Annotated in this window: 12 protein-coding genes; 11 read left to right on the forward strand and 1 reads right to left on the reverse strand. The window is 42.5% G+C overall.

Going from position 1 to position 12,094, the window contains the following annotated elements; all coding sequences use genetic code 11:
- Nucleotides 1-108: 108 nt before the first annotated feature.
- The 3 genes from BK139_RS05270 to BK139_RS05280 all read left to right on the forward strand — a co-directional run bounded on the left by BK139_RS05270 (nt 109) and on the right by BK139_RS05280 (nt 2,371).
- On the forward strand, nt 109-891 hold the full coding sequence (locus BK139_RS05270) for a transporter substrate-binding domain-containing protein (protein ID WP_076257327.1): 783 nt from the start codon (nt 109-111) through the stop codon (nt 889-891).
- An 81-nt stretch (nt 892-972) separates the two neighbouring features.
- Nucleotides 973-1,620 carry an amino acid ABC transporter permease gene (locus tag BK139_RS05275; protein ID WP_076257328.1) on the forward strand — a complete coding sequence of 216 codons (648 nt, stop codon included), beginning with the start codon at nt 973-975 and terminating at the stop codon, nt 1,618-1,620.
- A 13-nt stretch (nt 1,621-1,633) separates the two neighbouring features.
- Complete coding sequence (locus tag BK139_RS05280; protein ID WP_076257329.1) at nt 1,634-2,371, forward strand: amino acid ABC transporter ATP-binding protein; 738 nt, start codon at nt 1,634-1,636, stop codon at nt 2,369-2,371.
- A 47-nt stretch (nt 2,372-2,418) separates the two neighbouring features.
- Here BK139_RS05280 and BK139_RS05285 read toward each other — a convergent pair whose 3' ends face one another.
- Complete coding sequence (locus BK139_RS05285; RefSeq protein WP_076257330.1) at nt 2,419-2,904, reverse strand: LiaI-LiaF-like domain-containing protein; 486 nt, start codon at nt 2,902-2,904, stop codon at nt 2,419-2,421.
- Nucleotides 2,905-3,131: 227 nt separating this feature from the next.
- Here BK139_RS05285 and hemA point away from each other — a divergent pair, with 227 nt between their 5' ends.
- The 8 genes from hemA to ysxE all read left to right on the forward strand — a co-directional run bounded on the left by hemA (nt 3,132) and on the right by ysxE (nt 12,088).
- Nucleotides 3,132-4,481, forward strand: coding sequence for a glutamyl-tRNA reductase (gene hemA / locus BK139_RS05290; RefSeq protein ID WP_076257331.1), 1,350 nt, complete (start codon nt 3,132-3,134; stop codon nt 4,479-4,481).
- Between the two features lie 14 nt (nt 4,482-4,495).
- Nucleotides 4,496-5,329, forward strand: coding sequence for a cytochrome c biogenesis protein (locus BK139_RS05295; protein ID WP_076257332.1), 834 nt, complete (start codon nt 4,496-4,498; stop codon nt 5,327-5,329).
- Between the two features lie 169 nt (nt 5,330-5,498).
- Nucleotides 5,499-6,434: a hydroxymethylbilane synthase gene (gene hemC, locus BK139_RS05300; RefSeq protein WP_076257333.1), complete on the forward strand. Its 936-nt coding sequence runs from the start codon at nt 5,499-5,501 to the stop codon at nt 6,432-6,434.
- Complete coding sequence (locus BK139_RS05305; protein ID WP_076257334.1) at nt 6,431-7,210, forward strand: uroporphyrinogen-III synthase; 780 nt, start codon at nt 6,431-6,433, stop codon at nt 7,208-7,210. Before hemC ends, BK139_RS05305 begins: the two co-directional genes overlap by 4 nt.
- Nucleotides 7,210-8,190 carry a porphobilinogen synthase gene (gene hemB / locus BK139_RS05310; protein ID WP_076257335.1) on the forward strand — a complete coding sequence of 327 codons (981 nt, stop codon included), beginning with the start codon at nt 7,210-7,212 and terminating at the stop codon, nt 8,188-8,190. The genes BK139_RS05305 and hemB overlap by 1 nt, the downstream gene beginning before the upstream one ends.
- Before the next feature lie 54 nt (nt 8,191-8,244).
- Nucleotides 8,245-9,531, forward strand: coding sequence for a glutamate-1-semialdehyde 2,1-aminomutase (hemL, locus tag BK139_RS05315; RefSeq protein ID WP_076257336.1), 1,287 nt, complete (start codon nt 8,245-8,247; stop codon nt 9,529-9,531).
- Between the two features lie 145 nt (nt 9,532-9,676).
- On the forward strand, nt 9,677-10,936 hold the full coding sequence (gene spoVID / locus BK139_RS05320) for a stage VI sporulation protein D (RefSeq protein WP_076257337.1): 1,260 nt from the start codon (nt 9,677-9,679) through the stop codon (nt 10,934-10,936).
- A 93-nt stretch (nt 10,937-11,029) separates the two neighbouring features.
- A complete protein-coding gene (gene ysxE / locus BK139_RS05325) occupies nt 11,030-12,088 on the forward strand; it encodes a spore coat protein YsxE (RefSeq protein WP_076257338.1) in 1,059 nt (352 codons plus the stop codon).
- The last annotated feature ends 6 nt before the right edge of the window (nt 12,089-12,094 follow it).

The raw sequence follows: 12,094 nt of genomic DNA on the forward strand, positions 1-12,094 counted from the left end.
TTTATTTCATAAATTATCACAAAATATGAATTTTGAGAATATTCATAAATAATGATAGAGTTAAAGAGCACATAAAAAAGAGAGATACTGAAGGGGGAATTTAGACTAGTGAGACATTGGTTAAAAGGAATCATGGCAGCTGCTTTTGTATTGGTCCTGGCTGCATGCGGATCAGAGGAAGCGTCTAAAAGCGGAATGGATCTAGTAGACGAAGACAAATTTACATATGCGGCTTCGGGAGAGTTCAAACCTTTTAGTTACACAAATGATGATGGAAGCATGAGCGGCTTTGATATTGATGTAGCAGAAGCTGTAGCAAAAGAACTCGGGCTTGAGCCGGTTCAGAATAAATTTAAGTTCGGCGGTATAGTGGAGGGAGTTAAGTCAGGCCGTTTTGATGCAGCCGTAGCCAGCCACACCATTACCGAAGAACGTTTGAAAGCAGTCAATTTTTCAACTCCATATTACTATTCAGGCCCGCAAATATATGTTCGTCCGGATAGCGCGATTGAGACTCTGTCTGATCTCGAAGGCAAGGAGATTGCAGTATCAAAAGGATCTACATACACTTCAAATGCAGAGGAAGTGACAGATAACATTCAGTTTTATGACAGTGATGTGGTCGCTCTGGAAGCATTAAGCAAGGGAAAACATGATGCTGTTATCACTGATTTTGTTACAGGCAAAGAAGCAATTGGCGCCGGAATGAAAATTGAAGGCAAAGAACTGCTTGGCCGCAGTGAGCAGGCAATTGCAGTTGCAAAGGATAATAAAGAGCTGCTCGAAAAAGTGAATGAAGCTCTTGAAACACTTCGCGAGAATGGAACACTCACAGAAATCAGCAAAAAATATATCGGTGAAGATATAACAGTTGATCCTGAGAAGGAATAACATTGCGGGCGGATGTGTATTAGACATTCGCCTGTTTTGTTTTTTTACACAAAATGAAATTGCCATCTGAGGGGGATTTTTGTGGATTTATTTACAAAGTTTATCGATACATATCCCGTATTTTTAAAGGGAATGCTCTTAACCTTTCAATTAACCATTGTATCGGTGTTTATTGCTATTTTTATCGGGTTGTTTTTTGCATTTTTAAAGATATCAAGAGTAAAAGTTCTGGAATGGATTGCAGACATCTATATTTTTCTTGTGAGGGGAACCCCTCTTGTTGTCCAGATATTCATTTTCTATTTCGGATTGACAGCGCTGGATATTTCACAGTTTTGGTCGGTTGTGCTTGGACTTGCATTTCACAATGGTGCTTATATAGCCGAAATTTTCAGGGGTTCCATTCAATCCATTGATAAAGGACAAATGGAAGCAGGACGTTCACTGGGTATGACTGCCGGCCTTGCGATGAGAAGGATCATCCTTCCTCAGGCATTCCGCCGTGCTATGCCGCCTCTTGGGAATCAGTTTATCATTGCATTGAAGGATTCCTCACTTGCTTCCTTCATCGGCATGTACGAGCTCTTTAACGTGGCTACAACATATGGTTCCAATGAATATGACTACATGAGCTATTTGCTGATCGTAGCTGTTTACTATTTAGTACTTGTACTTATTTTCTCCATCCTTGTAAATGTGATTGAGAAAAGAATGGCAAGCAGTGATTGAGGAGGAATGAGGAATGAGTGAATCGTACATGATCAAGGTAGAAAAATTAAACAAATCATTCGGGGATCTCCATGTCCTGAAAGACATTGACATAACAGTGAAGGAAAGCGATGTTGTTTGCCTGATTGGTGCCAGCGGGTCCGGAAAAAGCACACTGCTCCGCTGCTTGAACTTTCTTGAATTAAAGGACAGCGGCAATATCATTTTTGAGGGTGAAAAGGTTGAGAAAGAAACACATGACCTAAATAAAGTAAGAGAAAAAGTAGGAATGGTCTTTCAGCATTTTCATTTATTTCCTCATATGACTGTTCTCGAAAATGTGATGGAAGCACCTTTGCATGTGAAGAAGCTACCTAAGGACCAAGTGAGAAAAGATGCCCAGGAACTATTAAAAAAAGTTGGGCTTTCTGACAAGGAGAATGTATACCCATCAAAACTTTCAGGCGGACAAAAGCAGCGTGTCGCCATTGCAAGGGCACTGGCTATGAAACCCGATATCATGCTTTTTGATGAGCCGACATCGGCACTGGATCCGGAGCTGGTGGGAGAAGTGCTTTCCACAATGAAGGAACTGGCCCTCGAAGGCATGACAATGGTTGTCGTTACGCATGAAATGGGCTTTGCAAGAGAAGTGGCAGACTGGGCTGTTTATATGCATGACGGAAGAATTGTAGAAGTGGGACACCCGGAGGACTTGTTTAATAATCCAAAAGAACAGAGAACCAAAAATTTCTTGGATTCGGTTCTCTAAACAGTTTGAATGGTAAAAGACAGGGAAAAGCTAAATATCCCTGTCTTTTATTTTTTCTTTGATAATAAAAAGTATAATCCAATTAACATTAATAGGATTGGCCAAAACTGCCAAACATCCGAGACGCCATTTTCAAGAAGTCCCATCCACTCAGCTACTTTGTCATAAAACAGGAGCAATGCGGCAAGAATTAAGAATAAGATGCCCTGGAATAATCCTGCACCTGTTTTCTGATGCCGAAGGAGGAAGCCGAGAGCAATTATAAGAATGAATGTACCAATGTGGTCCGGCCAAATTTCGAGGCGGTTCACCACATGAAAATGCAGGCCAAATCCGGTTAAAATGACCCCTGGCAATATGGAGTCATAATCTCTTGCGCCATATCCCTGAACTAAAAAGGCTGCTCCGACGATAATGAGAAGAGTCGGCCAGGAATAAAAAGACTGTAAGGCAGTAAATCCGCTCTGCTGGAGAAAAAAGTAGGCTCCAAATCCGAGTAAAATAATTCCGGGGAAAATACGCTGATTTTTCATGAAAAACACCACTTCCAATAAGGTTCACTTGAATCCGGCAAGTTTTTTTGTTACTGTACATAAGGGAGTATTTGTCTATTTTAAGAGTGCCTTATACAAGGCTCCTGTTTAAAATATAGTATCATATGTGTTCATTATCTGTTCACATTTAAGCATTAATTGAAAAAACAGAAATGATATAATTAATATTAATGAACTAGGCAATAATGCTGGGGGTGTCAATTTCAATGCATATCTTAGTCGTCGGTCTTAACTATAAAACTGCCCCTGTTGAAATCCGTGAACGTTTAACCTTTAATCCTTCACAATTGGGCGAGGCAATGAAGACTTTAAATGACAAAAAAAGCATTTTAGAGAATGTCATTCTGTCTACTTGCAATCGGACCGAAATTTATGCAGTTGTGGACCAGCTTCATACTGGCCGCTATTATATAAAGGAATTTTTGGCAGAACATTTCAATATGGATCAGAATGAATTTTCTCCATTCCTATTCATTTATGAAGGGGATGGGGCCATAGAGCATCTATTCAAAGTAGCTTGCGGCCTAAACTCCATGATCCTTGGGGAGACACAGATTTTAGGACAGGTAAGGTCTAGTTTTCTGGGAGCTCAATCGGAAAATTCAACCGGTACCGTCTTTAACCACTTGTTTAAGCAGGCAGTAACGCTTGCTAAGCGTGCACACTCCGAAACGGAAATAGGGGCAAATGCAGTCTCGGTCAGCTATGCAGCTGTGGAACTGGCTAAGAAGATTTTTGGATCACTTGAAAATAAACATGTTCTAATATTAGGAGCCGGGAAAATGGGTGAGCTGGCAATCCAAAATCTTCATGCCAACGGAGCCAGCGAAGTAACGGTTATTAACCGTACATTTGAAAAAGCGCAGAACCTTGCCAGCCGTTATGCGGGCCAGGCAAAAACGCTGCATGAGCTTCAATGTGCTCTTGTTGAAGCTGATATTTTAATCAGTTCTACAGGGGCCAAAGAATTTGTTGTCACAAAGGATATGATGGCTTACGCAGAAAGAATGCGCAAAGGCAAGCCTCTATTTATGGTTGACATTGCTGTTCCAAGAGACCTGGATCCGAAACTGGCAGACCTGGACAGTGTTTTCCTATATGATATTGATGATCTTGAAGGTATTGTTGAAGCGAACCTTCAGGAGCGTAAAAAGGCAGCCGAAAAGATTCAGCTGATGATTGAAGGAGAGATTGTTGAATTCAAACAATGGCTGAACCTGCTTGGTGTTGTTCCGGTCATTTCCGCCTTGCGTGAGAAAGCACTGGCTATACAGAGTGAAACCATGACAAGCATTGAAAGAAAGCTGCCGCATTTGAGTGATCGTGATAAAAAAGTGCTGAACAAGCATACAAAGAGCATTATCAATCAGCTATTAAAAGATCCTATTTTACAAGCTAAAGAAATGGCTGGACAGAAAGATTCCGAACAGGCATTAGATTTATTTGTAAAAATCTTTAATATAGAAGAACTTGTTTCAGATCAGCAGAACGTGCACGCAGCAGCCAAACCAAAGCACGCATTCGCTCAATCACAGCAGGCTTCCTTTCAATCATAAAAGGGGTTCTGTCCATGTTTGACATCTATATGACACGGCTGCATGAATTCACGGTGGTTCTGTATGCCTTATGTGTCTTATTATATTTTATTGATTTTCTTCATCATAACCGGAAGGCGAATAGAGTTGCCTTCTGGTTACTTGCATTTGTATGGGTGCTTCAAACGGTGTTCCTAATACTTTATATGATTAATACAGGAAGATTTCCCGTATTGACCATTTTTGAAGGCCTGTATTTTTATGCCTGGGTGCTTATCACTCTTTCCTTGGGAATTAACAGGCTGCTCAGAGTTGATTTTATCGTTTTTTTTACAAATGTTCTTGGCTTTATCATAATGGCGATCCATACATTCGCACCTGTGCAAATTGATTCGGCTGTCAAAGCGCAGCAGCTAATATCGGAACTGCTGCTGATTCATATAACAGTTGCGATACTTTCATATGGAGCGTTCTCGCTCTCCTTCGTTTTTTCATTGCTGTATCTTATTCAATATGATTTGCTGAAAAGGAAAAAGTGGGGAACGAGGCTGCTCCGGATAACGGATTTGTCAAAGCTTGAACATATGTCCTATGTATTAAATGTAATCGGTGTACCTATGCTGATGATAAGTTTAATTTTAGGCATCCAGTGGGCATACATTAAGCTGCCGCATATGGTCTGGTATGACTCCAAGGTAATCGGTTCATTCATTGTCCTGGCTTTATATAGTATTTATCTCTATATGAAAGTCGGAAAGGGCTTATATGGAAAATCTTTAGCACTCTGGAATTTAGCATCATTTTTAATTGTATTAATTAACTTCTTTTTATTCGGCAAACTTTCATCTTTCCATTTTTGGTATTCATAGAAAAGCGGAGGCGACTGCCCGGCCCCGACAAGCATAAGATGGGATGCGGCCGCGGCGCAGTTTGCCGCAGAGCAGAACAGCTTATGACCTCGAGGGGCCAGGAGCCGAAGCTGGACAAAGAAAAGCGGAGGCGGCTGTTCGCTGCCAGACATAATTGCAGGAGGCTGTCATGAGAAAAATAATTGTAGGTTCAAGACGAAGCAAGCTGGCATTAACTCAGACCAACTGGGTGATCAGCCAATTGAAAAACATTGATCCATCCTTTGAGTTTGAAGTGAAGGAAATTGTCACAAAAGGTGATAAAATTCTTGATGTTACCCTTTCAAAGGTCGGAGGAAAAGGTTTATTCGTAAAGGAAATCGAACAGGCCATGCTTGATGAGGAAATTGATATGGCTGTACATAGCATGAAGGATATGCCTGCTGTTCTTCCGGAAGGTCTGACAATTGGAAGCATTCCGGAAAGAGAAGACCATCGGGATGCACTCATTTCAAAAGGGCACATCAAACTGAATGACTTAAAGCCGGGATCTACAATTGGAACAAGCAGCCTGCGTAGAGGGGCACAGCTTCTGGCGCAGCGTTCGGATCTCGAGATTAAGTGGATCAGAGGAAACATAGATACCCGATTATCCAAACTGGAAACGGAAGAATATGATGCGATCATTCTTGCGGCAGCAGGTCTATCCAGGATGGGCTGGGCATCGGATGTTGTTACGGAATTCCTGGAGCCGGAGATCTGTGTGCCGGCTGTTGGCCAGGGAGCACTTTCCATAGAGTGCCGTGAAAGTGATAAGGAGCTTCGGGCATTGCTGGATAAATTCACATGCCCTGAGACGAACCAGACTGTGCGTGCAGAGCGTGCGTTCCTGCATAAGATGGAAGGCGGCTGCCAGGTTCCGATTGCAGGGTTTGCAGCAATTAATGAAACAGGGGAATTGGAGTTAACAGGACTTGTAGGCTCTCCTGATGGTAAAGTGATTTATAAGGAGACGCTAACAGGTTCAAACCCGGAAGAGCTTGGTGTTAAGGTGGCTGTTAAGTTAACCGAACAGGGAGCTAAAGAGCTTATCGACAGGGTAAAAGAGGAGCTTGACGGGCAATGAAAGGGACTTCCCCTTTAGAAGGCATGAATGTTCTGGTGCCAAGAGGGAAAAAACAGGCTCAGGCCTTTTCAGCTCTTATCCGAAGCTATGGGGGGATGCCGGTAGAGATCCCCCTGATTGCATTCGAGCCTTTGCGGGATAAAGCTTTATTTCAGGCCCATAAGCAAATTCATACTTATGACTGGGTGATATTCACCAGCAAAACTGCTGTAGATGCTTTTTTTGAAAATTTTAGTCTAAGCAGCCCCTTCCCTAAAATAGCGGTTATCGGTGAGAAAACTAAAAAAGTGCTTGCCGACAAGGGATTAAAGGTGCAGTTTGTGCCCGGAGAATATGTTGCTGAAGGATTTGTTGAGGATTTTTTGCCATTAGTAGAAAAAGGGATGAAGGTATTGATCCCTAAAGGAAATCTGGCACGTGACTATATCGCAGCATCTCTCTCAGAAAAGGGTGCAAATGTTGATGAAATTATTGTTTATAAAACTGTTTTTCCACGTGAAAGCATCAGTCTGTTAAGAGATCAGCTTTCAGGAAAAGGGTTAGACATTCTTCCTTTTACCAGTCCTTCCACAGTGGATCATTTTATGGAGGCTGTTAAGGAGCTTGGATTTCTGACTGCTGTAAAAGACAGTGTGGTGGGCTGCATCGGCCCTGTGACTAAAGAACGCGCAGAGGCGTATGGCCTGCAGGTACATGCAGTTCCGGAAGAATATACAGTACATAGCATGCTTAAGAGCATTATTAGATACTTAGCAGAAACCAGGAGGGAAAATTAATGGATCTTCAATTTAACAGGCATAGACGTCTTCGTAAAAGTCCGAATATGAGAGCGCTTATCCGTGAAAACTTCTTGCGTACAGAGGATTTAATTTATCCGATTTTTGTGGCAGAAGGAGAAGGCATTAAAAGAGAAATACCTTCAATGCCGGGCATCTTCAACTTATCGCTGGATCATCTCGAGGAGGAAATGAACGAAGTCGTTTCTCTTGGAATAAAATCCGTTCTCTTATTTGGAATTCCTAAAGAGAAAGACGCATGCGGGCAGCAGGCTTATCATGATCATGGAATCGTACAGGAAGCTACCAGATTTATTAAAGCTAAATTTCCGGAAGTCATCATTATTGCTGATACTTGCCTTTGCGAGTATACCGACCATGGCCACTGCGGTTTAATTGAAAATGGGGAAGTGCTGAATGATGCATCTCTGGAACTGCTTGTGCAGACGGCTGTAAGCCAGGCTAAAGCAGGAGCAGACATTATTGCCCCATCAAATATGATGGATGGGTTTACAGCAGCCATCCGGGCAGGTCTTGATGAAGCCGGATTTGAAGATATCCCTGTTATGTCTTATGCAGTTAAATATGCATCTGCATTCTATGGTCCTTTCCGGGATGCAGCTGACAGCACACCGCAATTTGGCGACCGGAAAGCGTATCAGATGGATCCTGCTAACCGCATGGAAGCCATGCGCGAAGCAGAATCTGATTTAATGGAAGGGGCAGACTTCCTGATTGTTAAGCCGGGAATGCCTTATTTGGACATTGTACGGGACGTTAAGAATAACATCAATCTGCCAATTGTGATTTATAATGTGAGCGGTGAATATTCAATGGTTAAAGCTGCGGCACAAAACGGCTGGATTGATGAACAGAAAATAGTTATGGAAATGCTTACAGGCATGAAGCGTGCAGGAAGTGATTTAATCATTACTTACCATGCAAAAGATGCGGCAAGGTGGATTAAGGAACAAGGATAAAACTGCAGATCATTAGTTAATGAAACTCCTTATTAAATAGAAAAGAGGGATGACATGCGCTCTTATGAAAAATCTAACAAGGCTTTTAAAGAGGCAAGCGAATTGATGCCTGGAGGTGTAAACTCTCCTGTACGTGCCTTTAAATCGGTTAATATGGATCCCATTTTTATGGAACGCGGACGCGGCTCTAAAATCTACGATATCGATGGCAATGAATATATCGATTATGTTTTGTCCTGGGGCCCCTTAATTCTGGGTCATACGAACGAACGTGTGGTCGAGGGTATTAAGAAAGTAGCTGAAATGGGGACAAGCTTCGGAGCTCCAACTGAAATTGAAAATGAGCTTGCTAAGCTTGTTATTGAGCGCGTCCCTTCCATCGAAGTGGTTCGGATGGTTTCTTCCGGAACAGAAGCTACCATGAGTGCTTTAAGACTTGCCCGAGGATACACCGGCCGAAATAAAATCATGAAATTTGAAGGCTGCTATCATGGCCACGGCGATTCCCTTTTAATTAAAGCCGGCTCTGGTGTAGCAACACTGGGGCTGCCTGACAGTCCGGGAGTTCCTGAAGGTGTTGCTAAAAACACGATTACAGTTCCTTATAATGATCTTGAAAGTGTAAGATATGCCTTCGAGCAATTCGGAGATGATATTGCAGGTGTGATTGTGGAGCCGGTAGCTGGAAATATGGGAGTCGTTCCTCCACAGCCGGGCTTCCTTGAAGGCTTAAGAGAAATTACAGAGCAAAACGGATCCCTGCTTATTTTTGATGAAGTAATGACCGGATTCCGCGTCGGCTACAATTGTGCGCAGGGCTATTTTGGCGTGACACCGGACATTACATGTCTTGGAAAAGTTATTGGCGGCGGTCTCCCAGTCGGTGCATATGGCGGAAAAGCTGAAATAATGAAGCAGATTGCACCAAGCGGCCCAATTTACCAGGCAGGAACATTATCAGGAAATCCTCTTGCCATGACAGCCGGTTTCGAGACTTTAAGCCAGCTGACACCGGATTCCTACAAAGAATTTGAAAGAAAAGCAGACAGACTGGAAGAAGGGCTTAAGGCAGCTGCTGAAAAATATGATATCCCGCACACCATCAACCGTGCCGGATCCATGATTGGCATCTTCTTCACAAATGAAGACGTTATTAACTATGAAAAAGCCAAAACATCCAACCTTGAATTCTTTGCGGAATATTATAGGGAAATGGCAAATCAGGGAGTCTTCCTGCCGCCATCCCAATTCGAAGGACTCTTCCTCTCTACTGCACATACAGATGAGGATATCGAAAAAACAATCTTAGCTGCTGAACAGGCATTCTCCAAATTAAAATAAGCAAAACCTGACACTCATCATTTTTGATGAGTGTTTTTCATATTCCCTTAAAGCGCTATTTTTCTAATCATAAAGTATCCTCATCCCTCATAGGATTGTTAATGACATAGTGATTAAACGCAAAGATTCGAAGGGAGGAGTCGCTTTGTCTCAGGGGAATCCATCGTGCTTACGATTTTCTTTAGAAGAATCAGTATGGTTTCAAAAAGGACAGGAAGTATCAGACCTGATTTCCATCTCGTTAGACCCCAATATAACAATTCAGGAAAGCGATCAATATGTTACAATCCAGGGAGCACTGGAACTGGCGGGTGAGTATAGACGCAGCGATGAAGAAGCATCCGAAGAAGAACAAGAGGATTTTGCAGTTACCAAGTTCGTTCAGACAATCGAAGAACGGGGAGAAGGAATTTGTGAATTCAAACACTATTTTCCTGTCGATATCACCATTCCGAATAATAGAATCCAAAGCATTTACGATATTGACGTTGCGGTAGAGTCCTTCGATTATGTTCTGCCGGAAAGAAGCTGTATGAAGCTGACAGCTAATTTAACTATTACAGGATTATATGGTGATCAGCAGCATGTGCCTGTTCAAGTATGGGAGGAAGAAACTGAACCTGAAACTGAAGAATTAGAGCCCCTGTACAGATCTCCTGAAGCGGTGGAGGAGACAGAGGAGGAAGAGCCGATTCTGCAGGAATGGCCGTCTTATCAGCAGGAAGAACAGGAGCAGGAGGAAGAAAGGGAGGAACAGGCATCCGCTGAACAGGTATTCGCTGGCGCCGAGGAAGATATACGGGAAGAGGGGCAGTCGGAAGAGCATCTAGAGACAGCTGAGGTATATATCCCATTTGAGGCAGAAGCAAGAAAGCAGCCTGAAACGGAAGAGCAGGAAGTCATCAAACCTGCAGTGCCGGCAGCGCTTGAAGTAACTCAAGAACAGCCACAAGAAGAACAGAAGCAGAAAACTGCCCCGGAAGTATCTTTCTCTTCCCAGCGCAGCGAAGAGGAAAAACCGCCAACTGCACAGGAAATTTATCAAATGACGGAAACATCCGAATCGGATAGCCCCTCTTTTGAAAAGAAACCTGTCCAGGCAGCTGCACCGGAAACTGGTGAGGAAACAGAGGAATCATCATCCTCTTCAGAACAGGAAGCTAAGAAAAAGAAACTCTCCAAAAAGAAAAGCATGTCGTTAACTGAGTTTTTTGCCCGCAAGGAAGAGTCAGAAGAACATGTTAAACTCAAGGTTTGCATTGTGCAGAACGGCGATACAATTGATGCCATTGCTGAAAGGTATGATATACCGTCCCAGCAGCTTTTAAGGGTGAATCATCTGGAAATTAATCAGGATATTTATGAAGGGCAAGTGCTGTACATTCCTGTTGCGGTAGCCCATTAAAAGGTTAAAAGGCTGAGCAGGTATTGATAACCCGCTCAGCTATTTTCGTTTCACCAATATATATTTTTTTATTCTGGAAAGTGAGTGGTTAAGGTGGAAGAAAAAAATCGGCTGCAGAAAGTCTCTCCCATTTTAAAACATTATTCATTAGAGCCGCATTTTGTAGAGGATTTTGGGAGAGTTCAGAAGATTTACAGCAGCAAAGGCGTGTTTGCTTTGAAGAAAATAAAGCCTCAGCGTGGAGCAGATTTTATAAGGCATGTACAAACACTCTTTCAAAAAGGCTATAACAGAATAGTGCCTATTTACCCAACGGTGGACGGAAGATATGCGGTGCTCCATCAAAATGAATTATTTTATTTAATGCCCTGGATGTCCAATGAAGAAAAGGAGGACAGATTTGAGCGGCATCAGCAGATGATTAGGGAATTGGCAAGACTCCACACATTGTCCTCACGGGAAGTTCCTATAAAAAAAGAAGACCGTACCGAACATTATGAAAATACCTTACAGGAATGGGAGAAGGAAAAGGAGTTTTTGGAGGGATTCATCGAGGCCTGCGAAAGAAAAGAGTATATGTCTCCTTTTGAGCTAATGTTTTCCCTATATTACCATGATGTCAGTCAGGCACTAAAATTCTCCACAAACAAATTTAAAGATTGGTATGAAAAAACAAAGGAAAGTGAAAAAGCACGTACGGTCATCATTCATGGAAAAGTTTCAACGGAACATTTTTTATACGATGATAGGGGATATGGCTACTTCACAAATTTCGAAAATGCAAGACAGGGGTCGCCGCTCCATGATTTATTGCCGTTTTTATCAAGAACACTGAAAACATATCCAAAAAGATCGGAAGAATGTGTAGAATGGATTTACACTTATATGAAGTACTTTCCCTTCAGGGACGACGAGATGCTGCTGTTTCAAAGCTACTTTGCTCATCCGGGTCCGATTATCAAAGCTTGCGAACAATATTATAAAGGGGAAGGAAAGAGAGGAGAAAGAAAAGCGGTTCAGCATCTTCAAAGGCAGTACTGGCTTTTAAAAAATATTGAATATGCCGTTATGAGAATCGATGAGATTGAGAGGCAAAAGCAGGAAGCAAAAGCGGCAGCAGAAGCTCAGGCACAGGAAGGAGCCCAAAGCTGAAGAATG

This window comes from Paenibacillus sp. FSL R5-0490 (assembly GCF_001956215.1).
GTDB lineage: Bacteria > Bacillota > Bacilli > Bacillales > Cytobacillaceae > Cytobacillus.

Bases quoted from the DNA above. Each gene is read 5' to 3' on its own strand.
- hemA (WP_076257331.1), top strand. From the start codon at position 3,132: ATGCATATCTTAGTCGTCGGTCTTAACTATAAAACTGCCCCTGTTGAA.
- BK139_RS05280 (WP_076257329.1), top strand. From the start codon at position 1,634: ATGAGTGAATCGTACATGATCAAGGTAGAAAAATTAAACAAATCATTC.
- BK139_RS05305 (WP_076257334.1), top strand. From the start codon at position 6,431: ATGAAAGGGACTTCCCCTTTAGAAGGCATGAATGTTCTGGTGCCAAGA.
- hemB (WP_076257335.1), top strand. From the start codon at position 7,210: ATGGATCTTCAATTTAACAGGCATAGACGTCTTCGTAAAAGTCCGAAT.
- hemL (WP_076257336.1), top strand. From the start codon at position 8,245: ATGCGCTCTTATGAAAAATCTAACAAGGCTTTTAAAGAGGCAAGCGAA.
- BK139_RS05295 (WP_076257332.1), top strand. From the start codon at position 4,496: ATGTTTGACATCTATATGACACGGCTGCATGAATTCACGGTGGTTCTG.
- BK139_RS05285 (WP_076257330.1), bottom strand. From the start codon at position 2,904: ATGAAAAATCAGCGTATTTTCCCCGGAATTATTTTACTCGGATTTGGA.
- hemC (WP_076257333.1), top strand. From the start codon at position 5,499: ATGAGAAAAATAATTGTAGGTTCAAGACGAAGCAAGCTGGCATTAACT.